The 24,679-nt window shown below is 74.3% G+C and carries 19 protein-coding genes; 16 read left to right on the top strand and 3 right to left on the bottom strand.

All coding sequences use genetic code 11. The features are described 5' to 3' along the window. Nucleotides 1-107: 107 nt before the first annotated feature. Nucleotides 108-3,116 (top strand): beta-N-acetylglucosaminidase domain-containing protein, encoded by a 3,009-nt coding sequence (locus tag IH80_RS0106380; protein ID WP_030958409.1) that lies wholly within the window; start codon nt 108-110, stop codon nt 3,114-3,116. Nucleotides 3,117-3,231: 115 nt separating this feature from the next. Here the strand turns inward: IH80_RS0106380 and IH80_RS0106375 are convergent, their stop codons facing one another. After that, on the bottom strand, nt 3,232-3,774 hold the full coding sequence (locus IH80_RS0106375) for an HNH endonuclease (RefSeq protein ID WP_030958408.1): 543 nt from the start codon (nt 3,772-3,774) through the stop codon (nt 3,232-3,234). A gap of 284 nt (nt 3,775-4,058) precedes the next feature. On the opposite strand from IH80_RS0106375, the gene IH80_RS0106370 reads away from it, so the two are divergent. The 10 genes from IH80_RS0106370 to IH80_RS0106325 all read left to right on the top strand — a co-directional run bounded on the left by IH80_RS0106370 (nt 4,059) and on the right by IH80_RS0106325 (nt 16,147). Beyond that, nucleotides 4,059-5,141: a mechanosensitive ion channel family protein gene (locus tag IH80_RS0106370; RefSeq protein ID WP_386390666.1), complete on the top strand. Its 1,083-nt coding sequence runs from the start codon at nt 4,059-4,061 to the stop codon at nt 5,139-5,141. Nucleotides 5,142-5,273: 132 nt separating this feature from the next. After that, nucleotides 5,274-6,500: an ROK family transcriptional regulator gene (locus tag IH80_RS0106365; RefSeq protein ID WP_030958405.1), complete on the top strand. Its 1,227-nt coding sequence runs from the start codon at nt 5,274-5,276 to the stop codon at nt 6,498-6,500. A gap of 101 nt (nt 6,501-6,601) precedes the next feature. After that, on the top strand, nt 6,602-7,942 hold the full coding sequence (locus tag IH80_RS0106360; protein WP_030958403.1) for an extracellular solute-binding protein: 1,341 nt from the start codon (nt 6,602-6,604) through the stop codon (nt 7,940-7,942). A 3-nt stretch (nt 7,943-7,945) separates the two neighbouring features. After that, on the top strand, nt 7,946-8,890 hold the full coding sequence (locus tag IH80_RS0106355) for a carbohydrate ABC transporter permease (RefSeq protein WP_030958401.1): 945 nt from the start codon (nt 7,946-7,948) through the stop codon (nt 8,888-8,890). Further along, complete coding sequence (locus tag IH80_RS0106350; protein WP_051808867.1) at nt 8,887-9,744, top strand: carbohydrate ABC transporter permease; 858 nt, start codon at nt 8,887-8,889, stop codon at nt 9,742-9,744. The genes IH80_RS0106355 and IH80_RS0106350 overlap by 4 nt, the downstream gene beginning before the upstream one ends. Before the next feature lie 5 nt (nt 9,745-9,749). Then, nucleotides 9,750-11,024, top strand: a complete 1,275-nt coding sequence (locus IH80_RS0106345) for a 6-phospho-beta-glucosidase (protein ID WP_030958398.1) — start codon at nt 9,750-9,752, stop codon at nt 11,022-11,024. Continuing rightward, nucleotides 11,015-12,013 carry an N-acetylglucosamine kinase gene (locus tag IH80_RS0106340; RefSeq protein ID WP_030958396.1) on the top strand — a complete coding sequence of 333 codons (999 nt, stop codon included), beginning with the start codon at nt 11,015-11,017 and terminating at the stop codon, nt 12,011-12,013. Before IH80_RS0106345 ends, IH80_RS0106340 begins: the two co-directional genes overlap by 10 nt. 212 nt (nt 12,014-12,225) lie before the next feature. Continuing rightward, nucleotides 12,226-13,635 carry a hypothetical protein gene (locus IH80_RS0106335; protein ID WP_420708762.1) on the top strand — a complete coding sequence of 470 codons (1,410 nt, stop codon included), beginning with the start codon at nt 12,226-12,228 and terminating at the stop codon, nt 13,633-13,635. Between the two features lie 5 nt (nt 13,636-13,640). Continuing rightward, nucleotides 13,641-14,753, top strand: a complete 1,113-nt coding sequence (locus IH80_RS0106330) for a glutamate ABC transporter substrate-binding protein (protein WP_078906350.1) — start codon at nt 13,641-13,643, stop codon at nt 14,751-14,753. 119 nt (nt 14,754-14,872) lie between these two features. Continuing rightward, nucleotides 14,873-16,147 carry a hypothetical protein gene (locus tag IH80_RS0106325; protein ID WP_051808865.1) on the top strand — a complete coding sequence of 425 codons (1,275 nt, stop codon included), beginning with the start codon at nt 14,873-14,875 and terminating at the stop codon, nt 16,145-16,147. Nucleotides 16,148-16,346: 199 nt separating this feature from the next. Here IH80_RS0106325 and IH80_RS47315 read toward each other — a convergent pair whose 3' ends face one another. Further along, nucleotides 16,347-16,565: a hypothetical protein gene (locus IH80_RS47315; protein ID WP_420708761.1), complete on the bottom strand. Its 219-nt coding sequence runs from the start codon at nt 16,563-16,565 to the stop codon at nt 16,347-16,349. 10 nt (nt 16,566-16,575) lie between these two features. Here IH80_RS47315 and IH80_RS38945 point away from each other — a divergent pair, with 10 nt between their 5' ends. The 4 genes from IH80_RS38945 to IH80_RS0106305 are packed head-to-tail and all read left to right on the top strand — an operon-like array spanning nt 16,576 to nt 23,144. Next, nucleotides 16,576-19,107: a tetratricopeptide repeat protein gene (locus IH80_RS38945; protein WP_420708760.1), complete on the top strand. Its 2,532-nt coding sequence runs from the start codon at nt 16,576-16,578 to the stop codon at nt 19,105-19,107. 3 nt (nt 19,108-19,110) lie between these two features. Then, a complete protein-coding gene (locus tag IH80_RS41870; protein ID WP_051808861.1) occupies nt 19,111-20,733 on the top strand; it encodes a protein phosphatase 2C domain-containing protein in 1,623 nt (540 codons plus the stop codon). Nucleotides 20,734-20,766: 33 nt separating this feature from the next. Beyond that, on the top strand, nt 20,767-22,092 hold the full coding sequence (locus tag IH80_RS0106310; RefSeq protein WP_030958388.1) for a VWA domain-containing protein: 1,326 nt from the start codon (nt 20,767-20,769) through the stop codon (nt 22,090-22,092). Nucleotides 22,093-22,136: 44 nt separating this feature from the next. Continuing rightward, a complete protein-coding gene (locus IH80_RS0106305) occupies nt 22,137-23,144 on the top strand; it encodes an FHA domain-containing protein (RefSeq protein ID WP_030958386.1) in 1,008 nt (335 codons plus the stop codon). Here IH80_RS0106305 and IH80_RS0106300 read toward each other — a convergent pair whose 3' ends face one another. Beyond that, nucleotides 23,145-24,143, bottom strand: a complete 999-nt coding sequence (locus IH80_RS0106300) for a methyltransferase domain-containing protein (RefSeq protein ID WP_051808859.1) — start codon at nt 24,141-24,143, stop codon at nt 23,145-23,147. 83 nt (nt 24,144-24,226) lie between these two features. Here IH80_RS0106300 and IH80_RS0106295 point away from each other — a divergent pair, with 83 nt between their 5' ends. Then, the gene (locus tag IH80_RS0106295) at nt 24,227-24,637 is read left to right on the top strand and encodes a globin (RefSeq protein WP_030958383.1); all 411 of its coding nucleotides are present in this window, start codon (nt 24,227-24,229) and stop codon (nt 24,635-24,637) included. Nucleotides 24,638-24,679: the final 42 nt, after the last annotated feature.

Genomic DNA, 24,679 nt, shown 5'->3' with positions numbered 1-24,679 from the left:
GTCGCATCCGGGGCAGATCACCCACCCGCATTGACACTCCAGCCGCACGGGTGGTGGGCTCGGGCTCATTCGTACGAGTGGGGGACGTCTCGGGACGAGGAGGCTCTGTGCAGCTCAGAGGCAGGAAACGGTCGACGGCGGCCGCCATCGCGGTGATCGGGTCGCTGCTCGGCGGCGCCGTGGCCTCCGCGCCGCTCGGGTTCCTCGCCAGTCCCTCCCTCCCGGACGGGCCGGCGACCACGCCGGGCGCCGCGGGCGCCGCGGGCGCCGGCGCCAACGGCACCGTCGGCCCCGTGCTCGACCCGGGTGCCGACACCCCCCGGAGCGTCTCCGAAGGCCCGGCCGTGTGGCCCCGGCCGCAGTCGATGGCCGCCGATCCGGCGCGCGAGGTCCCGCTGGGCAGGGAGGCCGTGCTGGTGGCCCCGGCGGACGCCGATCCGTACGCCCTCCGGGTCGTGCGCGAGGCCCTGCGCAAGGCGGGCGTGAAGACCCTGCACGAGCCGGCGCCCGGGGAGCCGCTGCCCGCGCGGGGCACCCTCGTACGCCTCCAGGACGCGGGCGCACAGGAGGCCCTGCTGGCGATGGGCGCGACCGCTGCCACGGACCTGCCGGCCGGCGGCTACCGGCTGGCCGTGGGCCGGCCCGGCGGCCGCGACACGGTCGCGCTGGCCGGCGTCGGCGAGGAAGGGCTCTTCCACGCGGCGCAGACGCTGCGTCAGCTGCTCGCCGCGGGCGGCGGGAAGGTGCCCGGCGTGCTGGTGCGGGACTGGCCGGCCGCACCGGTGCGCGGGATCACCGAGGGGTTCTACGGACAGCCGTGGACCCAGGAGCAGCGCCTGGCCCAGCTGGACTTCATGGGCCGCACCAAGCAGAACAGGCTGCTGATCGCGTCCGGCGACGACACGTACCGCACGACGGGCTGGCGCGAGGACTACCCGCGGGAGCGGCAGGAGGAGTTCCGCGCGCTGGCCGAACGGGCCCGCGCCAACCGGGTCGTACTGGCCTGGGCGGTCACCCCTGGACAGTCCATGTGCCTGTCGTCGGCGGCCGACCGGGCGGCGCTCGCACGCAAGGTGGACGCGATGTGGGACCTGGGCTTCCGCGCCTTCCAGGTGCAGTTCCAGGACGTCAGCTACACCGAATGGGGCTGCCGGGCGGACCGGCAGCAGTACGGCAGGGGCCCGGCGGCGGCGGCGAAGGCGCACGCGGAGGTCGCGAACGAGCTGGCCGCGCACCTGGCCGCCCGGTATCCGGGAGCGCCCGCGCTGTCGCTGCTGCCGACCGAGTACTACCAGGAGGGCGCCACCACCTACCGGACGGCCCTGGCCCGCGCGCTGGACGCGCGGGTGGAGGTCGCCTGGACGGGCGTCGGCGTGGTGCCGCGCACGATCACGGGCCGGGAACTGGCCGGGGCGCGCTCCGCCATGGGGCACCAGCCCCTGATCACCATGGACAACTACCCGGTGAACGACTGGGACCCGGGCCGGATCTTCCTCGGCCCCTACGCGGGACGCGAACCGGCGGTGGCGGGCGGCTCGGCGGCGCTGCTGGCGAACGCGATGCAGCAGCCCATCCTGTCGCGCATCCCGCTGTTCACGGCGGCGGACTTCGCCTGGAACCCCCGCGACTACCGGGCCGGCGAGTCCTGGCAGGCGGCGGTGCGCGACCTCGCGGGTTCCGACCCGAAGGAGCGCGAGGCGATCGCGGCGCTGGCCGGGAACACGGCGTCGTCCGGCCTCAAGCAGGAGGAGTCGGCGTACCTGAAGCCACTGGTCGAGCAGTTCTGGAAGGCCCGGGCCGCGGGTGATCCGGCTGCCGGGACCGAGCTGCGCAAGGCGTTCACGGTGCTGCGCGAGGCCCCCGAGCGGCTGACCGCCCTGTCGGACGAGGCGGGTCCCTGGCTGGAGCGGCTCTCGCGCTACGGAAGGGCCGGCGAACTGGCCGTGGACGTCCTGCAGGCCCAGGCCCGCGGGGACGGTGCCGCCGCCTGGCAGGCCTCACGGGCCCTCGCCGAGGCGCGCGAGGCGCTGGCCGAGCCGGGACCCGCCCAGGTGGACAAGGCCGTCCTGGACCCCTTCCTGAAGAAGGCGGCGGCGGAGGCGGACGCCTGGACCGGCGTCGCCCGCACGACCGGCACGGTGACGAAGGACGCACAGGCCTGGACGGTACGGCTGGACTCCGCACGCCCGGTGGCGGCGGTGACGGTGATGACGGACCCGCTCCCGGCGGGCTCGCGGGGCGCCGTGGTCGAGGTCCACGTACCGGGCGAAGGGTGGCGCAAGGTCGGCGACGCGGCGCCGTCGGGCTGGACCCAGGTGGACACGGCCGGGGTGCGGGCGGACGCGGTGCGCCTGGCCTGGGCCGGGGCCGCGCCCGTGGTGCACCAGGTGGTGCCGTGGTTCGGGGACGGCCCCGTGGCCCGCTTCGAGCTGGCGGACGGGGGCCGGACCGATGCCGAGATCGGCGGCGCCCCGCAGCGGGTCACGGCGCAGCTGTCCGCCCTGGGCCCCGGCGAGGTCCGCGGACCGCTGTCGGCGCAGCCGCCCGCGGGCATAGAGGTCCGCCTCCCGCAGACGGCGGTGGTCCCGCGCGGCGGTCAGGCGTCGATCCCGCTGGAGGTCGTGGTCGCGCCGAACACCCCGACGGGCAGCTACCGGATCCCGGTGGCCTTCGGCGGGGAGACCCGCACCCTGACGGTCCGTGCGGTGCCCCGGACCGGCGGACCGGACCTGCTGCGCACGGCGCGGGCGAGCTCCTCGGCGAACGAGACCGCCTCCTTCCCGGCCTCGGCGGCCGTGGACGGCTCCCCCAGCACCCGCTGGTCGTCGCCGCCGGTGGACGGCGCTTGGTGGCAGGCGGAGCTGTCCGCCCCGGCCCGGGTCGGCCGGGTGGAGCTGCACTGGCAGGACGCCCACCCGTCGGCCTACCGGGTGGAGACCTCCGCCGACGGCGTGACGTGGCGGCCGGCCGCGGCCGTCACGGGCTCCCGCGGCGGGCGCGAGTCGCTGCGGCTGGACGCGCCGGACACCCGCTTCGTGCGGGTGACGTGCGAGCGCCGCGCGACGCGCTACGGCTGCTCGCTCTGGTCGGTGGAGGCCTACGCGGTCAAGCCGTAGCCGGACGACCCGGCCCCGTCGGCCTTCGGGGCGCGGCGGAGCGGAACCCGGGAAGCCGGGCCGCGGGTCCGACGACCTGCGGCCCGGTGCGTCCGGCGGGCCCCGGCGGGGGCCGTCAGGAGGCGGCCAGCCCGATCCCGATCCGCTCCAGCGCGTCCTCGGCCCCGTACGGTTGGAGGTAGGGCATCCAGCGGGGGTCCCGGTGTCCGGTGCCGATGATGCGCCAGGCCAGACCCGAAGGAGGGGCCGGCTGGTGACGCAGGCGCCAGCCCAGTTCCAGCAGGTGCCGGTCGGCCTTGACGTGGTTGCAGCGCCGGCACGCCGCGACGACGTTGTCCCAGACGTGCTGTCCGCCCCGGCTGCGCGGAATGACGTGGTCGACGCTGGTGGCGACGGCGCCGCAGTACATGCAGCGGCCGCCGTCCCGCGCGAACAGGGCGCGCCGGGTGAGTGGAACGGGCCCCCGGTAGGGGACCCGCACGAAGCGCTTGAGCCGTACCACGCTGGGCGCGGGGACGACCCTTGTCGCGCTGTGCAGATAGGCGCCGGATTCCTCCAGGGAGACCGCTTTGTTCTCCAGGACGAGGACGAGCGCGCGGCGGAGCGGTACGACGCCGAGGGGCTCGTACGACGCGTTGAGGACCAGGACGTGCGGCACGGACTGCCTCCTTGTACGCCGGCGGCGCGTGGCTCGCGCCGGGACGATCTGTTCTCCAGTCTCTCCTTACGGCTGGTCGAAGCGCCACCACTCGCCCGTAACGGGTCCGAGGTGTTTTCGACCACAGTCAGTCATCCCCGGGTGAGTCTGGTCTCTCCCTCGAACACGGCGCCGAAGTGAAGGGATTGCCCCGTTAGTGTGGTTGGTCTGCCCGTGCATCCGCCCCCGGCCCCCGTCCGGCGGGACCCCCGGCGGGCGGACCGCTACATCTGGAGGTTCCTGTCGTGCCCTGGCCCGCCGCTCTGCTGCCGCTGGCAGCCGATGTCCCGGACGCGCCCGCTTCGGTCAAGGAGGCGCAGGAGAGCGTCACCGAGGCCGCGAGCTTCATCGAGCAGAACTGGGCCACCTGGCTGAGCATCGGTCTGCGGATCCTGCTGATCGTGGTGATCGCGGCCGTGATCCGCTCGGTGGTCCGCAAGGCGCTGACCAAGCTCATAAACCGGATGAACAGCAGCGCCGAGGCGGTCGAGGGCACCGCGCTCGGCGGCCTGCTGGTCAACGCCGAGCGGCGGCGGCAGCGGTCGGAGGCGATCGGTTCCGTCCTCCGGTCGGTGGCGTCCTTCCTGATCCTCGGCACGGCCGCGCTGATGGTCCTGGCCGCCCTGAAGATCGACCTGGCCCCGCTGCTGGCCAGTGCCGGTGTGGCCGGTGTGGCCATCGGTTTCGGTGCCCGCAACCTGGTGACGGACTTCCTCTCCGGCGTCTTCATGATCATGGAGGACCAGTACGGCGTCGGCGACAAGATCGACGCCGGGGTGGCCTCGGGCGAGGTCATCGAGGTCGGCCTGCGCGTGACCAAGCTGCGCGGCGACAACGGCGAGATCTGGTACGTGCGCAACGGCGAGATCAAGCGGATCGGCAACCTCAGCCAGGGCTGGGCGACCGCGGGCGTGGACGTGCAGGTCAAGCCCTCGGAGAGCCTGTCGCGGATCCGCGAGGTGGTCCAGCAGGTCGCCGACTCGATGGCGAAGGAGTCCCCCTGGGACGAGCGCCTGTGGGGCCCGGTGGAGGTACTGGGCCTGGACGAGGTGCTGCTCGCCTCGATGACGGTGAAGGTCTCCGCGAAGACGATGCCGGGTCAGCAGTTCGCCGTGGAGCGGGAGCTGCGCTGGCGGATCAAGGAGGCCTTCGACGCCGCGGGCATCAGGATCATCGGCGGCGTGCCGGCCGCGGACGAGGAGGACGAGGCCCCGGCGGACCCGGCGGCCTCCGTCGCCGCGCCGTCCGCGCTGGCGAACCCCGCCTCCCCGCAGTCCCTGGCCACCGCCCCGATCCCGCCGCCGGCCGGCCCGCGGATCACCAAGTAGCGGCTCCTCCGTCCCGCTCCCGCTGCCCCGCAGGCCGTGTCGTCACGACCTGCGGGGCAGCGGCATTGACACGTCTCGAACGGGGATAGGAAACTTACCTAACAGATCGCCTCGGTGAGGGAGAGCCGCCGCATGCCCGCCGCCACGCCCGGAACGCCCAGCCTGCTGCGCGCCATGAACGACCGGGCCGCACTGGACCTCCTGCTGACGCACGGTCCGCTGTCCCGGACCCGCATCGGACACCTCACCGGGCTCTCCAAGCCCACCGCCTCCCAGCTGCTGGCCCGCCTGGAGGCCGCCGGACTGGTCGTGGCCACCGGCACCGACGGCGGCCGCCCCGGCCCCAGTGCCCAGCTGTACGCGATCAACCCGCGGGCCGCGTACGTCGGCGGCCTCGACGTCACCCCGGGGCGCGTCCTCGCCGCCGTCGCGGACCTGACCGGCACCGTGATCGCCTCCCACGAGGTCCCGTACACGGAGGGCGCGCAGGCCGTCGACCAGGTGACCGCGGCCCTCGGCGGGGCCGTCAAGGCCGCCGGACTGCACCCCTGCGACCTGCACCGGGTGGTCATCGGCACGCCCGGCGCCTTCGACCCGCAGACCGGCCGGCTGCGCTACGCCAGCCACCTCCCCGGCTGGCACTCCCCCACCCTCCTCGACGACCTGGCGGCGGCCCTGCCGGTGCCCGTCGAGTACGAGAACGACGTCAACCTCGCCGCCGTCGCCGAGCAGCGCCTCGGCGCAGCCCGCGGGCACGGGGACTTCGTCCTGCTGTGGAACGAGGAGGGGCTCGGCGCCGCCCTGGTGTTCGGCGGCAGGCTGCACCGCGGCTGGACCGGCGGCGCGGGCGAGGTGGGCTTCCTGCCCGTGCCGGGCCGCCCCCTGGTCCGGCAGGTCACCCGGGCGAACTCCGGCGGCTACCAGGAGCTGGCCGGAGTGGAGGGGCTGCCCCGGCTCGCCGCGGACCTGGGCGTCGAGCCCGCCTCCTGCTCACCGGCCGACCCGGACGCCGGGCCGCACGGCCCGGAGGTCGCAGCCGCCGTCGCGCTGCTCGCGCGGGCGGCCGCCGCGCCCGAAGGCGCGCACCTGAGGTTCCTCCAGGCGTACGCCACCGCCCTGGCCACCGGTCTCGCCTCGCTGGTCGCCGTACTGGACCCGGAGATCGTGGTCCTGGCCGGGGCCGCGATCGACGCGGGCGGCGAACCGCTGCGCGAGCTGCTGGAGGCCGAGCTCGCCGAACTGGCCCCCTCGCGCCCCCGGCTGGTCCCGGGGGAGGTCCTGGAGCGGCCGGTCCTGCACGGTGCGCTGGAGAGCGCGCTCGCCGCCACCCGGGACGAGGTCTTCGACACCTCCCGCTGACCCCGCGTCACCCCCCACCCGCACACGCTCCGCGCACCACGCTCCGCCGGCACCCACAGGCCCCCACCGGAAGTTCCCTCCCGCAGAGAGCGAGCCCCGCCATGCCCAGAACCGGACGCCTGACCACCGCAGCCGCCGTCCTCGCGGCGATATCCGCACTCGCCACGGCCTGTACGGGCCCGGCCGCCGAGTCCGCCGCCGACGATCCGAAGGCGGACGTCACCCTCGCCTTCTGGCACGGCTGGTCCGCCCCGGGCGAGGTGAGGGCGATCGAGGACGGCATCGCCCGCTTCGAGGAGGCCCACCCGAACATCAAGGTCGAGGTCACCGGCAACATGACCGACGACAAGATCAACCAGGCACTGCGCGCGGGCGGGGCCAAGGCCCCCGACGTGGTGTCCTCCTTCACCACGGACAGCGTCGGCAAGTTCTGCAACTCCCGCGCCTTCGCCGACCTGAACCCCTTCCTGCAGAAGTCCGGCATCGACAAGACGAAGGTCTTCCCCAGGACCCTGCTGGAGTACACGCAGTTCAAGGGCAACCAGTGCACCCTGCCCCTGCTCAACGACGCGTACGGCCTCGTCTACAACAAGACCGCCTTCGCCGCCGCCGGCATCACCGAACCCCCCAGGACCTGGAGCCGGTTCGTCGAGGTCGCGCAGAAACTGACGAAGACGGATGCGTCCGGAGACTCTTATGAGCAGGTCGGCCTGATGCCCACCTTCCACGGCTACGAGACCACCCCCATGCGGCTCGCCGCCCAGTGGAGCCCCACCTACTTCGACGCCGAGGGCCGGTCCAACCTCTCCCGGGACCCGGCCTTCGCGAAGATGCTGACCGCGCAGAAGGACCTGGTGGCGGGGCTCGGCGGGTACGAGAAGCTGGAACGCTTCCGCAGCACCTTCGGCGACGAGTGGAGCGCCGAGCACCCCTTCCACACCGGCAAGGTCGCCATGCAGATCGACGGCGAGTGGCGGGCGCCCATGGCCAAGGAGGCCGGTGTCGCCTTCGAGATCGGCACGGCCCCGCTGCCCGTCCCCGACGACCAGGCCGCCGACTACGGCAAGGGCTACCTCTCCGGCACGGTCGTCGGCATCGCCTCGGGCAGCAGGAAGCAGAACGCAGCCTGGGAGCTGGTCCGGTACCTGACCACCGACACCGAGGCGGTGGTCGCCTTCGCCAACGCCATCCACAACGTGCCGTCCACGCTCGCCGCCCTGGAGTCCCCCGGCCTCCAGGTGACCCCGGAGCTGCGGACCTTCCTCGACATCGCCCGGCACCCGAAGTCCAGCACCACCCCGGCCCGCGCCGACGGCGGCACCTACCAGCTGACCTTCCAGGACTTCGCGTACGCCGTCGAGAAGGGCGCCGTCGCCGACATCCCCGCCGGTCTCGCCAAGGCCGACCAGCAGATCGACACGGACATCGCGAAGGCGGAGTAGCCGGTGCCCGCCGCCCGCGCCCAGCGGTCGAAGCGCCTGCGGTCCGCCGTGCGGACCGCGGCCTTCCTGTCCCCCTGGCTGATCGGATTCTCGGTCTTCTTCGCCTACCCCCTGCTGTCCACCGTGTACTTCTCCTTCACGAAGTACGACGGCTTCCGCCCGCCCGCCTTCAACGGCGCCGACAACTGGAGCTACGTCTTCAGCGACTATCCGCTGTTCTGGCCCGCGCTGCGCAACACCCTGTGGCTGGTGGTGGTGATGGTGAGCTGCCGCGTGGTCTTCGGCCTGGGCGTCGGCCTCCTCGTCACGAAGATCAAGACCGGGGTCGGGGTCTTCCGGACCCTCTTCTACCTCCCCTACCTCGCCCCGCCCGTCGCCGCCACCCTGGCCTTCGTCTTCCTGCTCAACCCCGGCACCGGCCCCGCCAACACCCTGCTGGACGCCGTGGGGCTGCCCACCCCCGGCTGGTTCACCGACGCCGACTGGTCCAAGCCCGCCCTGACCGCCCTCGCGCTGTGGGGGGTGGGCGACCTGATGGTCGTCTTCATGGCCGCGCTGCTCGACGTGCCGAAGGAGCAGTACGAGGCCGCCGAGCTGGACGGCGCCGGGGCCTGGGCGCGGCTGCGCCACATCACCCTGCCCACCATCTCGCCGATCGTCATGTTCGCCGTGGTCACCGGGGTCATCCAGGCCATGCAGTACTACACCCAGCCGCTGGTGGCGGGGAAGGTGGCGGCCGGGGTGATCGGCGGCTCCGGCCAGCAGTTCGAGCCGGGCTACCCGGACCGGTCCACCCTGACCCTGCCCCAGCTCGTCCACAACCTGGGCTTCCAGCGCTTCGACTACGGCGCGGCGTGCGTCGTGGCGCTGGTCCTGTTCGCCCTCTCCATGGCCTTCACCGCATTCCTGATGCGACGCCGTGGCGGTCTGATCGGAGCAGGTCGATGACCCCTCACCGGCCGGCGGGAGCCCACCGGCGCAAGGCCGTGCTGCACTGGATCGGCGTGCACTCGCTCGGTGTGGCCGCCGCCCTGTTCTTCGTCCTGCCCTTCGTCTTCCTCCTGCTCACCTCCCTGATGGGCGACCGGCAGACACTGACCCGCGACCTGTGGCCGGACACCTGGGAGTGGGCCAACTACGCCCGGGTGTGGCACACCCCGGGCTTCCTCACCTGGTGGCGCAACACGCTCCTGTACGCCGGAGTGGGCACCCTGTTGACCGTGGTCTCCTCCGTGCCCGTCGCGTACGCGCTCGCCACGTTCCGCTTCCGCGGCCGGAACCTGTCCCTGATGCTGGTCATCGCGATGATGATGCTGCCGCCGCAGGTGGTGGTCATCCCGATGTACCTCTTCTGGGCCAGGCAGCTCGACCTGTCCGGCAGCCTGTGGCCACTGATCGTCCCGATGGCCTTCGGCGACGCCTTCTCCATATTCCTGCTCCGGCAGTTCCTGCTGACCATCCCCGCCGAGTACCTGGACGCGGCCCGCGTGGACGGCTGCGGGGAGGTGCGCACCCTGCTGCGCGTGGTCGTGCCGATGGCCAGGCCCGGGATCGCGGCCGTCGCGCTGTTCCAGTTCTTCTCCGCCTGGAACGACTACTTCGGCCCGCAGATCTACGCCTCCGACAACCCGGCCGCCTGGACCCTCAGTTACGGACTGGAGTCCTTCAAGGGGGCCCACCACACCAACTGGAACCTGACCATGGCCGCGACCGTGCTGGTCATGGCCCCGGTGATCGTCCTCTTCTTCTTCGCCCAGAAGGCGTTCGTCGAGGGAGTCACCCTGACCGGCGTGAAAGGCTGACGACGTTGAAACTCGCAGTGGTGGGCGGCGGTTCCACCTACACCCCCGAACTCATCGACGGCTTCGCGCGACTGCGCGACACCCTGCCGGTCGAGGAACTGGTGCTGATCGACCCGGCCACCGAGCGGCTGGAGCTGATCGGCGCCCTGGCCCGCCGGATCTTCGCCCGGCAGGACCACGCCGGCCTGGTCACCACGACCACCGACCTCGACGCGGGCGTCGCCGGGGCCGACGCGGTCCTCCTCCAGCTGCGCATCGGCGGACAGGCGGCCCGGCTCCAGGACGAGACCTGGCCGCTGGAGTGCGGCTGCGTCGGGCAGGAGACCACCGGCGCGGGCGGGCTCGCCAAGGCCCTGCGCACCGTCCCGGTGGTCCTCGACATCGCCGAGCGGGTCCGGCGGGCCAGCCCCGACGCCTGGATCATCGACTTCACCAACCCGGTCGGGATCGTCACCCGGGCCCTCCTGCGCGCCGGGCACAGGGCCGTCGGGCTGTGCAACGTCGCCATCGGCCTCCAGCGGAAGTTCGCGGCGCTGCTGGACCTGGCACCCGCCGACGTCCACCTGGACCACGTGGGCCTCAACCACCTCACCTGGGAGCTGGGGGTGCGCCGCGGCGGCCCGGACGGCGAGGACCTGCTGCCCGGGCTGCTCGCCGAGCACGGGGAGGCCGTCGCCGCGGACCTGCGGCTGCCGCGGGCGGTCCTGGACCGGCTCGGCGTCGTCCCCTCGTACTACCTGCGCTACTTCTACTCCCACGACGAGGTCGTACAGGAGCTGGGCACCAAGCCCTCGCGGGCCGCCGAGGTCGCCGCGATGGAGCGCGAACTGCTCGGCCTGTACGCGGATCCGGCCCTCGACGAGAAGCCCGCACTGCTGGCGAAGCGGGGCGGCGCCTTCTACTCGGAGGCGGCCGTGGACCTGGCGGCCGCGCTGCTGGGCGGCGGCGGCCCGGAGGTCCAGGTGGTGAACACGTACAACAACGGCACGCTGCCCTTCCTGCCCGACGACGCCGTCGTCGAGGTCCAGGCGCGCGTCCGCGCCGCCGGCGGCTCCGGCCCGGTCCCGCTCCCGGTGCCGCGCCCGGACCCGCTGTTCGCCGGGCTGATCTCGCACGTGACGGCGTACGAGGACCTCGCGCTGGACGCGGCCCTGCGCGGCGGCCGCGAACGGGTGTTCAGGGCGCTGCTGGCGCACCCGCTGGTCGGCCAGTACGACCTGGCGGAAGGGCTGACCGACCGGCTCCTCGCGCACAACAAGGAGCACCTGCCATGGGCGTGACCCGCGTGACCCTCCCTCCGGTCCTCGCGATCGACGCGGGCAACAGCAAGACAGACGTCGCGCTCCTCGGCCCGGACGGGTCGGTGCTGGCCACCGGGCGGGCCGGGGGCTTCCAGCCGCCCCGTACCGGTGTGGCTGCGGCCGTGGACGTACTGGCCGAGGCGCTGGCCTCGGCGGGCCTGCGCGCCGACGGCGGGGCCGGGCCCGTCGCGGAGCACGTGTCGGCCTGTCTCGCCAACGCCGACTTCCCCGTCGAGGAGAAACTGCTGGCGGACGAGATCGGGCGGCGCGGCTGGGGGCGCGCGACCACGGTGCACAACGACACCTTCGCGCTGCTGCGCGCCGGACTGCCCACGGGCGCCGCACCGCGCGGCGTGGCGGTGGTGTGCGGGGCCGGCATCAACTGCGTCGGGATGACCCCGGACGGGCGGACCGCGCGCTTCCCCGCGGTCGGGCGGATCTCCGGCGACTGGGGCGGCGGGGGCGGACTGGCCGAGGAGGCCCTGTGGTGCGCCGCCCGGGCGGAGGACGGGCGGGGGGCGGACACGGAGCTGGCCCGGGCGCTGCCCGCGCGGCTCGGCCACGCCTCGATGGCCTCGCTGATCGAGGCCCTGCACCTGGGGGAGGTGCCGGCCGGCCGGCGGCACGAGCTGACCCCGGTGCTGTTCGAGGTGGCCGCCGCCGGGGACCCGGTGGCGCTCTCGCTGGTGCACCGTCAGGCGGACGAAGTCGTGGCCATGGCCGCGGTGGCGCTGGGCCGCCTGGGGCTGCTGGACGAGGAGGTGCCGGTGGTGCTGGGCGGCGGGGTGCTGGCGGCCCGGCACCCCCCGCTCGACGAGCGGCTCGCGGCCGGCTTCGCCGCACGGGCCCCGCAGGCCCGGATCACGGTGGTCACGGCGCCCCCGGTGCTGGGCGCCGCGCTGCTCGGCCTGGACGCGGTCGGGGCCCCGGCGCCGGTCCACGGAAAACTCCGCGCCCATTTCGGGTGAACCGGGCCCCGGAATGCGCCCGGTCTGGAACCGTTGCGGCCGTAAGGACGTATTGACGGTGAAGGGGTGACGAAAGGCACCCGCGGGGGCGGATCGCCCCGGATCCAGCACCGGGTGCTGTGGTCCACCGGCACTACGGCCATACTGCTGCTGCGCAGGGGGACTCCTCCTGCGCCTGCTGGGGGGACGACAGGACCGAGGGGGAGGTCACGGTGGCGATCACATCACGCGCGCCCGCGCCCGGGGGTGGTGTCCCCGTGGCGCCCGCCGGCGTGCCGGCGCCGCCGCCCGAGGGCCCACCGGGCCGGCGCACCGCCTGGTCCGAGGGGGTGCAGCGGCTGCGCGAGGCCGCCACCACCGAACCGGGCCGGCTGCGGATCACCGGGGCGGTACTGGCCGCCCTGATCATGCTGTTCGGCGCGGTGAGCGTGTGGGAGATCTCCGACCGGGCCGGCGCCGCCGACGACGTCGTGGGCCGCAGCCAGCCGCTGAGCGCGGACGCGGCCAGCATCTACCGTTCCCTCGCCGACGCCGACACCACCTCCTCCAGCGGGTTCCTCCTCGGCGCGCAGGAGCCGCGCGAGGTCCGCCAGCGCTACGAGAAGGACATCGCCAACGCCTCGCGCCTGCTGGTGAGCGCCGCCGCGAACGCCGGCGGCAGCGAGGAGTCCCGTGAGCAGATCACCCTGTTGAGTGAACAGCTGCCGCGCTACACCGGCCTGATCGAGCAGGCGCGGGCCACCAACCGGCAGGGCCTCCCGCTGGGCGGCGCCTACCTCCGTTACGCCAACGAACAGATGACCACCCAGCTGCTGCCCGCCGCCCAGCGGCTGTACGAGGCGGAGACCCGGCGGCTGCACACCGACGACGACGACGCCCGGTCCTGGCCGATCGGCTCGCTGGGCCTGGGCCTGCTCGCCCTGGCCGCCCTGGTGTGGGCGCAGCGGCGCAACTACCGGCACACGAACCGGGTCTTCAACCACGGGCTGGTGGCCGCGACGGCGGCCTCCGTGGTGGTGCTGCTCTGGCTGTCCGTCGGCCACACGGTGGCGCGTTCCTCACTGAGTGAAGCGCGCACGGACGGGCAGGAGTCGATGAAGGTGCTCAACGACGCGCGGATCGCCTCCCTCCAGGCCCGGGCGAGTGAGAACCTGACACTGGTCGCGCGGGGCGCCGTACTGGCCGAGGACAAGAGGTCCGACAAGTACGACGTGGACTTCACGCACAACATGAAGCAGCTGGACGCGGGGCTCGCGACCGCACTGCGACTGGCCGACGACGACGCCGGCCGGGAGCCCGTGAGCCGTGCCGCCGACGGCGTGGAGCAGTGGAAGAAGCGGCACCAGGCGGCCCGGGAGGCGGACTTGAAGGGGGACTACGAAGCCGCGCTGCCCCAGGTCATCGGGGACGAACAGCACAAGCAGAGCAGCGGCGCCGCCTTCGACACGGTGGACGCCTCCCTGGAACAGGCCGTCGCCCACGAGCAGCGGGAGTTCACCCGTGCGGCCCGGGACGGGCTCGGCGCGCTGGGCGGACTGGTGACGGGCTCGGCGGTCCTGGTGGTCATCGGCGCGACAGCGGCCCTGCTCGGTATCGGGCGCAGGCTTTCGGAGTACAGGTGAGAGCGATGCGGATACGGGCGAGGCGGGCCGCCGAGGGCCATGAGGAGTACGCGGGGCACGAGGGGTGCGAGGAGCTCTCGGGCCGCAGGCGTGCCCGGGGCGCGCCGTCCGGCCTCCGGCGGGCCGCGGGCCGGCTGCGCGGCTGGGGCGGCGTGAGCGCCATGGCCGCCGCCTGCGCCGTGACGGCCGCGCTGGTGCTGCTGCCGCTCGCCCACGCGACACCGGACACCGCCCCCGGCGTCCCCGCCCACGGGCCCGCCCAGGCCGCGGCGGCGGCTCCGGCGGCGCCCTGGGTCCTCTCGGACACCTGCCAGGACCCCGAGGCCAGCCTGCGCCCGTCCGACGTGGACGGCGCGGCCATCGCGCGGATCAAGGCGGCGGGCAAGCTCGTCGCGGGAGTGGACCAGAACAGCTTCCGCTGGGGGTACCGCAACCAGACCGCGGAGGGCGGCCGCCTCGACGGCTTCGACATCGACCTGGTCAAGGCCATCGCCAAGGACATCCTGGGCGACGAGAACGCGGTCATCTACCGGGCCATCCCGACGAGCCAGCGCATCCCCGCCCTGCAGGAGGGGCGCGTCGACATCGTCGTGCGGACCATGACCATCAACTGCAAGCGGCTGGAGGACGTCGCCTTCTCGACGGCCTACTTCGAGGCCGGACAGCAGGTCCTGGCCCCGAAGGGTTCGCCGATCACCGGCTACGACGCCTCGCTGAAGGGCAAGCGGATCTGCGTCGCGGCCGGTTCCACGGCGGAGAGCGCGCTCAAGGCCCAGTCGTACGGATCGGTGCCGGTCACCGTCGCGAACCAGCTGGACTGCCTGGTCCGGCTCCAGCTGCACGAGGTCGACGGCATCATCACCGACAACGCCCTCGCCGCCGGCCAGGCCGCGCAGGACCCGTCGGTGCGGCTGGTGGGCTCGCCCTTCACCCGCGAGTTCTACGGTGTCGCGATGAACAAGGACGCCTCCGACCTGGTCCGCCGGGTCAACAAGGTGCTGGAGAACTACCGCGCGGGCGGCAACGACAGCCCGTGGATGAGGGCGTACCTCAAGCACCTGCAGCCCGTGCTGCCCGGCGTGACCGCCCCGCCCGCGCCCAAGTACCGGGACGGCTGAGGCCGGTGGCGATTTCGGGCACGGGGCCGGGCACGAGGTCGGACGCGGAGGGGCCCACGGAAGCGGACACGGAGGCGGCGGAAGCGGAGGCACAGTCGGTGGAGACGGGGTCTGCAGTGATGGACCGGGACGGCGTCGACCGTGCCCTGACCCGGCTGGGCGCGGAGCACGAGGCCGTCGAGACCTCGCTGCTCGCGCTCCAGGACCACGCCGGGCGCCGGCTGCTGGAGGGCGCCGATCTGACCGGGCTCACCCGGGAGCGCTGGGCGGCCGCCGACGCGGACATCACCCGTCTGTGGACGTACTTCGACGCCTACAGCGGGGCGCTGACCGCCGCACGGGAGATCCGTGAGCGGCGCCGCTGGCCGAACCGCGAAGACCTGATCGAGCTGACCGAGCGGCTGCGCGGGCCCGGGGTCCTGATCGCCGGGGCGGCCACGGAGGGCGCCGCGCTGGCGGAACGGGTCTCCCTCGCCGAGCTCGTGTCCCGGATGAACGACCTCTACGCGCGTTCGCTGGACGTGGTGGTCGCGGCCGACGCCGTGTGGTCGGCGCTGCCCGCCCGGATCGACCTGCTCGCCGCCGAGCTGCACCGCACCCGTTCGCTGGCCCACTCGGTGGGCGTGCGGCCGGGCGAGCACCCCTCGGGCGACGACCTGGAGTACATCACCGCCGAGCTCACGGAGCTGCGCGCCCGGGTGATCGCGGATCCGCTGGCCTTCTGGCGTCCCGCCGCGGGGAGTTCCGCGCCCGGCGGCGGCCGCCCGGACACCGCGCGCTACGACCGGGCCGCGCTCGCGCTGGAGGACGTACGCCGGGAGGTCGAGGCGGTGCTGGACGTGCGCCAGGACGCCGAGCAGCGACTGATCAGCCTGCGCGACGTGCTCTCGCGGGCCGACCGGACCCTGGCGGAGGCGCGGACGGCGCGCGTCGAGGTGCTGGCGAAGATCGCCGCGTCCGAGGTGCCGGTGGTCAGCGGTCCGCCGACGGTGCTGCAGGAGCAGCTCGCGGCGGCGGCCGAGCACCGGCGCCAAGCGCGCTGGCACCGGCTCTCACCGCTGCTGGAATCCCTGGAGGAGCGGGCCGAGGAGGAACTGCGCAGGGCCCGTGAATCGTTGACCGCGGTGACGGCGCCGCTGGCCGTGCGGGCCGAGCTGCGCGGCCGTCTCGACGCCTACAAGGCGAAGGTGGCCCGGCACGGCCTGGCGGAGGACCCCCTGCTGATCGAGAGGTACGACGTGGCCCGGCGCATGCTGTGGAGCGCGCCCTGCGACCTGCGGGCCGCGGAGCAGGCTGTCCTGCGCTACCAGCAGGCGACCGCGGAGTCGCTGGCGCCGCGGCACCGGCCCGAGGAGACGATCCGGCCGGACGAGCCGGGGACGGAGGACGCATGAGCATGATCGGAGCAGCGTGCGTTCGCCCCGGCTGCCCGGGAACGTACGAGGACATGGGTGGCGGCGAGCTGTACTGCGACACCTGCGGCCTGGCCCCGGTCGGCTCGATCGCGGCGGGTGCGGAGGAGCTGGTGTCGCCGCCGACGGGGATGACGAGCGCGGCCCGCGGCTCCCTGGGGTCGGGCGGGTCCCACGGGTCCTACGGCTCCCACGGGTCGCAGGGCTCCCAGGGGTCCCACGGTTCGGCGCGCTCCTCGGCGTCGGCCCGGTCCTCCCGGTCCTCCTCGTCCCGCCGTTCGGTGTCGGGCCGGCTCTCACGGGCCCTGACGGGGCAGGCGTCCACCCGGTCGGTGTCGGTGCGCAGTTCGGGCTCGGCCGCGTCGTCGGGCCGCAGCCGGCTCGGTGCCGGACTGGTCAACGTGCCGGAGGTGCCGCGTCCGGACCCCTCGACGGCGGTCCTGGAGAATCCGGAGGTGCCGGAGCGCAAGCGCTTCTGCTCGCGTTCGGACTGCGGCGCCCCGGTGGGCCGGGCCCGTGGGGACCGGCCCGGCCGGACGGAAGGGTTCTGCACCAAGTGCGGGCACCCGTACTCCTTCGTGCCCAAGCTGCGCGCCGGTGAAGTGGTGCGCGGCCAGTACGAGGTGGCGGGCTGCCTCGCACACGGCGGTCTCGGCTGGGTGTACCTGGCGGTGGACCGGGCCGTCGCGGACCGGTGGGTCGTCCTCAAGGGCCTGCTGGACACCGGCGACCAGGACGCGATGGAGGCCGCGATCTCGGAGCGGCGCTTCCTCGCGGAGATCGAGCACTCCAACATCGTGCGGATCTACAACTTCGTGGAGCACCTGGACCAGCGGACCGGTTCGCTGGACGGGTACATCGTCATGGAGTACGTCGGCGGCAAGTCGCTGAAGGAGATCGCGAACGAGCGGCGCAGGCCGGACGGCCGACGCGACCCGCTGCCGGTCGAACAGGCCTGCGCGTACGGCATCGAGGCGCTGGAGGCGCTGGGCCACCTGCACAGCCGGAACCTGCTGTACTGCGACTTCAAGGTCGACAACGCGATCCAGCAGCAGGACCAGCTGAAGCTGATCGACATGGGCGCGGTGCGGCGGATGGACGACGAGGAGTCGGCCATCTACGGCACGGTGGGCTACCAGGCCCCGGAGGTCGCGGAGCTGGGGCCGTCGGTGGCCTCCGACCTGTACACGGTGGCGCGGACGCTTGCCGTCCTGACCTTCGACTTCCAGGGCTACACCAACGTGTTCGTGGATTCGCTGCCGGATCCGGAGCACATCGAGGTGTTCCGACGGTACGAGTCCTTCTACCGGCTGCTCGTACGGGCGACCGACCCGGACCCGGGGCGGCGCTTCGCGTCGGCGCAGGAGATGGCCGACCAGCTGACGGGCGTACTGCGCGAGGTGGTCGCGCTGCAGACGGGGCAGCCGCGGCCGCAGCTGTCCACCCTCTTCGGCCCGGAACTGCGGGTTCCGGACACCCGGCTGTTCACCGGCACGGACACGTCGGACACGGTCGTCTCCCGCCTGGGCCACCGCGAGGTCGCCTCCCGCGGCACCGGCCTGCGGAACCTGTGGGGCCGCGCCCTGCCGACGGCTCCGGCGCCGGGCGGACCCGGGACGGGCCGGCAGCCGGGCGCCACGCCCGTACCCGGCGCAGCCGCGCGCGCCCCGGGCGCGGGCACCTCGCCGGGCGCGCCGGGGCAGCGGCACGCCGCGCCCGGCGGCGCAGCCGCTGCGACGGGGACCGCCGCGCCCGGCGCGGGAAACCCGCCCGCCTTCGGCGCGGCCTCCGGCCCGCCCGGCTCCGCCCCCGGCGGCACACCCGGCCCCTGGCACCCCGCGCCGGGCGGCGCAGCCGCCCGCGCCTTGGGCGCCGGCACCCCGCCCGGCGGGACCGGGTTGACCACGGCCACGCACGTGGCGGGGGCGGCCGTGCCGCGGGCACGGCAGGCTCCCGCGACCGCGGCGGGCCCCGCGCCCGCGCCCCTGACCGCGTCCCCCGCCGGAGGCACCCGCACCGCCACCACGCTCGACGCCCGCGACAGCGCCCTGGCGCTGCCCGTACCGCTGGTGGACGCCGGCGACCCCAACGCCGGTTTCCTGGCCGGGCTGCTGGCCTCCGCGCCCGCGGACCTGCTGGGCGCGCTGGCCTCGGCACCCTCCGACTCGGCCGAGTTGCGGCTGCGCGAGCTGCGGGCCCGGCTGGAGCTCGGCGAACCGGCCGCGGCCGGGGACGCCCTCGCCGAGCTGGAGGCCCGTCACCCGGACGACTGGCGCGTGGTGTGGGCCCGCGGCATCGTCTCGCTGGCCACCGGTGACGACGAGACAGCGGCCGTGTCCTTCGACGCGATCTACGACGCGTTCCCGGGCGAGCCCGCGCCGAAGCTGGCCCTCGGGCTGTGCGCGGAGGTGCTGGGCCAACTGGACAACGCCGCCGAGTACTACCGCCTGGTCTGGATCACCGACCCGGGATTCGTCAGCGCGGCGTTCGGGCTGGCGCGGGTCCAACTGGCCGCCGGTGACCGGGACGGAGCCGTGCGCACGCTGGAATCCGTACCGGAGGCGTCCATCCACTACACCGCCGCGCGGGTGGCGGCCGTACGCGCACGTCTGCGCGACCGGTCACCGGACGAGCCTCTGCTGGCCGATCTTTCGGCCGCCGCCGACCAGGTGGAGGCCCTGCGGAGGTTCGGGCTGGACCCGGAACGGCAGGAGTTGCTGGCGACGGAGGTTCTGGGCTCGGCCCTGGACTGGGTACTGTCGGGTGGTCGGGGTGCCGACCCCGGCCGGACCTCGCTGCTCGGCAGTCAACTGGACGAGCGGGGCCTGCGCTTCGGCCTGGAGCGCTCGTACCGCGTCCTCGCACGGCTGGCTCGGCGTGGCGAGGAGAGGATCGAACTGGTGGAGCGGGCCAACCGTTTCCGTCCCCGGACGTGGGTGTGATTGATGTCGATGCATCGGCTGTCGGGCTGCCCCAGCTGCGCGGAACCCCTCGAAGAGGGTGACCGTTTCTGCGGTCTGTGCGGCTACGCCCTGACCCCTTCTTCCGCGGCCGCGTCCACGGACCACCCGACCGTTCCCATCCCACCGGCGCCACCCGCACCACCCGCGCCATCCGCGCCGCCGGCACCGCCCGCGGGCGGGTACGCGATCCCGGCCCCGGCCCCGGCCGCCTCGCGCGCCTCCTCCGGCGCCGCCGAACCCGCCCCCGGCTGGGGCAGCGTGGCCGCGGCCGCGCCGACCCTGGTCGGGGACCCGGCCGACTGGGCGGCCGCCCCGGCGCCGCACCAGCCGGAACCGGAGTCCCGGCCGGGCCCGGCCGGCGCCTCGTACCCGGGCCCGGGCCACGAGAACCCCTACGACCCCGGCACGCCCCCGGAAGGGACCCCTTGGGGTGTCGCCGGCTCCCCGCCCCCGCCCACGACCCCGGCCCCGCAGGGCCCGGCGGACGGCCCCGAGACCCGCCACGACCGGCCCGGCGGCGACCCCGGCACGCCCGCCGGGGCGACGCCCTGGAGCACGGGCGAGGCCCCGTACGAGAACCCGTACGACAGCGCGCCCCCGCCGGGCGCGACGCCCGCCGCGGCCCCCGGCCCGACACCCGGCGGGAAGACCTGCGTGGCCTGCCGGGCCGGGCACGTCGACACCGACGGGTACTGCGAGCACTGCGGGCACGCCCAGCCCCGGGAGCGGGACCACGTCGAGGAGGAACTGGGCAGCGTCGCCGCCGTCAGCGACCGCGGGCTGCGCCACCACCGCAACGAGGACTCGTTCGCCGTGTCGGCCACCGCCCTGCCCGACGGCTCCGCCGCCACCGTGGCCATCGTCTGCGACGGGGTGTCCTCAGCGAGCCGCCCCGACGACGCGTCGGCCGCCGCGGCCGCCGCCGCGAACGAGGCACTCCTGGAGGCCCTCCCCCGCGGCGCGCACCCCCAGGAGGCCATGCACGAGGCGATCCTGGCCGCCGCCGCGGCGGTCGACGCGCTGGCCCCCGAGGTCCCCGGCGCGCAGAACGCGCCCGCCTGCACCCTGGTCGGCGCCGTCGTCAGCGGCGGCCTGCTGACCATCGGCTGGGTGGGCGACAGCCGCGCCTACTGGGTGCCCGACGACCGCGCCGCGCTGCCCCGCCGGCTCACCGAGGACGACTCGTGGGCCGCCCAGATGGTCGCCGCCGGCCTGATGGGCGAGGCCGAGGCCTACGCGGACGTCCGCGCGCACGCCATCACCGGCTGGCTGGGCGCCGACGCCTACGAGCTCGAACCGCACACCGCGATCTTCAAGCCGGACCACCCGGGCGTGGTCGTGGTCTGCACCGACGGACTGTGGAACTACGCGGAGTCCGCGCGGGAGATGGCGCAGGTCCTGCCCGTCGACGCCGCAGTCCGCCCGCTGCACAGCGCACAGGTGCTCGTGGGGCACGCCCTCGACGGCGGCGGCCACGACAACATCACCGTGGCCGTCGTGCCGTTCGCCACGCAGCCCGGACGGGAACGGGAACCGGGAGCGGCCCCGGAGACCGGCACGGCACCACCAGCGGAACCGGAAGTGGAAGCGCGCCCGCAGGTCTGACCCGCCTGCCCGAGCCCTCGAGGAGTCCAGCCGATGGCGAATTTCGCCAAGCCGAGCGCACCGCGCTTCAGCGTGGACGTGTACCAGAACGAGTTCCTTCCCGAAGGCGGGCGGGACGTCCACGCCATCGTCACCGTCACCGCCACCGGCGGGGGCAGCGTCACCCGCGGGACGCCCGCCGACGGCACGGCCGCCGTCGTGATCATGGTCGACTGCTCGGGCTCCATGGAGTACCCGGCGGAGAAGATGCGGGGCGCCCGCGAGGCCACGGCCGCGGCCGTCGACACCCTGCGCGACGGCACGGCCTTCGCGGTGATCGCCGGCACGCACGTGGCCAAGGAGGTCTATCCGGGTCTGGGCCGCCTCGCCGTCGCCGGCCCCGCCACCCGGGCCGAGGCCAAGGAGGCCCTGCGCGGCCTCAGCGCCGGCGGCGGCACCGCCATCGGCACCTGGCTGCGCCTGGCCGACGGCCTGCTGCGCGGCTCCACCGCGGCCATCCGGCACGGCATCCTGCTCACCGACGGACGCAACGAGCACGAGGAGCCGGCCGTCCTGCGCGCCACCCTGGACGCCTGCGCGGGCCGCTTCACCTGCGACGCCCGCGGTGTGGGCACCGACTGGGAGGTGAAGGAGGTCACCGGCATCGCCAGCGCCCTGCTCGGCTCCGCCGACATCGTGGCCGACCCGGCCCACCTCACCGAGGACTTCACGCGCATGATGGAGAAGGTCATGGGCAAGGAGGTCGCGGACGTCTCCCTGCGCCTGTGGACCCCGGTCGGCGTGGAGATCCAGTACGTCAAGCAGGTCGCACCCACCGTGCAGGACCTGACCGACCGCCGTACCGACACGGGCCCGCGCGCGGGCGACTACCCGACCGGGTCGTGGGGCGACGAGTCCCGCGAGTACCACGTGTGCGTCCGGGTCCCCGGCGCGGCCGTCGGCCAGGAGATGCTCGCCTCCCGCGCCACGCTGGTGCGGCCGGCCACGGGCGGCGAGCCCGAGGCCGTCCTGGCCCAGGGCCTGGTGCGCGCGGTGTGGACCGACGACGTGGCCGCGTCCACCGCCATCAACCCGCAGGTGGCCCACTACACCGGGCAGGCGGAGCTGGCGCAGGCTATCCAGCAGGGCCTCGAAGCCCGCAAACTGGGCGATGTCGATGGTGCTACGGCCAAACTCGGACGGGCCGTACAACTGGCGAGCGTCTCCGGGAACGCCGACACAGCACGACTTCTGTCGAAGGTGGTGGATGTGGTGGACGCGGTGGCGGGTACTGTGCGGCTGAAAGCGAAGGTTGCCGACGCCGACGAGATGACTCTCGAAACACGTTCCACGCAGACCGTCCGAGTGAAGAAGTTCTGAGAGCCTCCCGCATGACGCAGGGAGAAGAAGGGGGAAGAGCCGCCATGCCGACCTGCCCGAACGGGCACCAGTCCGCCTCCGACGACTGGTGCGAGGTCTGCGGCCACCGCATGGGTACCCCCGAGGGTCCCCCCGCCGTGCCTTCCTACGGCTACGGCTTCCCCCCGACCGCCGGTGAACCGACCGCCCAGGCAGAGCTCTGCCCGCAGTGCCGGACCCCGCGCGAGGCCATGGCCCCGTTCTGCGAGGAGTGCCGGTACAACTTCCTGACCCGAGCGGCGACCCCCTACACGCCGCCTCCGGTCTCGGACCCGGCGCCGCCGGCGCCCGGCGCCGGTGCCGCTGCCGGGCCCCGTCCGGGCAGCCCGCCCCCGCCGCCCGTGCCGGCGCCGGGGACGTACGGCCAGGACCACTTCGAGTACCAGGGCTCGCGGCCGTCCCGCGTCAACCGCCCGGCGGAGCCGCTCCAGCGCGAGGACGACTGGCTGCTGCCGCCGCCCGCGCACGAGCCGCCGCCGGCGTACCAGCAGGCCCCGCAGCAGGCGCAGTACCAGCAGCAGGCCCCGCCGCAGCACCAGCAGGACTACCAGCAGGACTACGGCCGGCAGCCCCAGGCGCCGTCGTACCAGCCCCTCCCGCCCCAGGGCGGGTCCTGGAGCGCGACGATCGGCCCCGACCGCTCGTACTTCATGGCGATGATGCAGCGCAGCGGTCCCGAGGCGACCGGCCTCAACCTGCCCGCGTACTCCCCGGAGCAGCACCTCCCGCTGTCCGGCGGCCAGATCACCATCGGCCGCCGCCGCGCCTCCACGGGCGAGTCCCCGGACATCGACCTGTCGGTGCCCCCGGAGGACCCGGGCGTCTCCCACCAGCACGCGGTGCTGGTGCAGCAGCCCGACATGAGCTGGGCGGTGGTGGACCAGAACTCCACCAACGGCACCACCATCAACGGCGGCGAGGACCCGATCCAGCCCTACGTCCCGGTCCCGCTCGCCGACGGCGACCGCGTCCACGTGGGCGCCTGGACCACGATCACCATCCGCCGCGGCTGATCAGGCTCCCCCCAGGGGCCACACGTAGGGACCCTGGGGGTCGTCCAGCCACGACCACTGGCCGTCCGGACCGACCGAGACGCCGAAGCGCTCGCGGCCCGGGCGGCCCTCGCTGCGCCACAGGTCCAGGGCCTCGCGGGGGTGCAGTACCCCGGCGGTCAGCACGAGCATGAACTGGAAGCGCTCGTTCTCCACCAGCTCGTACGGGAGCCCGCGCACCATCGCCGTCCGGTCGGGCGGCGGTACGGCCGTGGCCCCGCGCAGCGGGACGAAGTAGGCCGGGGTGTGCAGGAAACGGCCCTCGGCGAAGCCGGCGTCCCGGACCGTGAGCGCGATCAGCCCGGTCGACAGCGGGGCCAGGATGCGGGCCCCGGGCCGGCACTGGCCGAGCCAGGCGTGCGGGACCAGCGGCAGCGTGCAGGTCACCAGGATCCGGTCGAACGGGGCCCGGGCGGGGCAGCCGCGGGCGCCGTCGCCGGTGACCACCGTCGGGTGGTAGCCGAGGCGGGCCAGGTGGGCCCGGGCGGACTCGGTGATCTCCTCGTCCAGGTCCACGGTGGTGACGTGCTCGTCGCCGAGGCGGTGGCAGAGCAGGGCCGCGTTGTAGCCGGTGCCCGCCCCGATCTCCAGGACGTCGTCGCCGTCGCGCACGTCGAGGGCGGCCAGCATCTTCGCCATCAGGGAGGGCTGGCTGCTGGAGGACACCAGGCGGCCGTCGCGCAGCCGGGTGGCGAGCGGGGCGTCGACGTACACCCCGCGCAGCCAGCGGGCCCGCTGGGCGGGGTCGGGGTCCTCGGCCCAGAGCCGTTCGTGGCCGGCGCCGCGGTCGGCCCAGAAGTAGGGCACGAAGGCGTGCCGGGGCACGGCCGCGAAGGCCGCCCGCCAGCGCGGGTCCTCCAGCACGCCGGCCGCGGTCAGCTCCCGCACCTGGGCGGCGTGCGCGGTCTCCCGCAGGTCCCGCGTCCCGGTGCGTGCGCTGTGTGCGGTGTGTGCGGCCATGCCTCCACTGTCCTGCGGCCGGCCCGCACGTGCGAGCGCGAAGGCGCACCCGGACGGCACCGGGCGTCTGAGACGATGGTCGGGTGAATGAGATTCCGCAGGGCGGCCTTCAGGAGCAGGAGCAGACCTTCTACGAGCAGGTGGGCGGCGAGGACACCTTCCGTCGCCTCGTGCGGCGCTTCTACCAAGGGGTCGCGGAGGATCCCCTGCTGCGCCCGATGTACCCGGAGGAGGACCTCGGTCCGGCCGAGGAACGTTTCGCGCTGTTCCTGATGCAGTACTGGGGCGGGCCGACCACGTACAGCCGGCACCGCGGCCACCCGCGGCTGCGGATGCGGCACGCGCCGTTCCAGGTGGACACGGCGGCCCACGACGCCTGGCTGAAGCACATGCGGGTGGCGCTGGACGAGCTGGGCCTGGCGCCGGAGCACGAGGCGCAGCTGTGGAAGTACCTCACGTACGCCGCCGCGTCGATGATCAACACGGCGGGCTAGGGCGTCTCCTGGTGGCGGGCTGACGCGTCCCCCGGGGGGAGG

It is taken from the genome of Streptomyces sp. NRRL S-378 (genome assembly GCF_000720645.1).
In the GTDB taxonomy this organism is placed as follows: Bacteria; Actinomycetota; Actinomycetes; order Streptomycetales; family Streptomycetaceae; genus Streptomyces.
The sequence above is the reverse complement of the archived record's forward strand: the minus strand, read 5'-3'. Positions and strand labels throughout refer to the sequence as shown.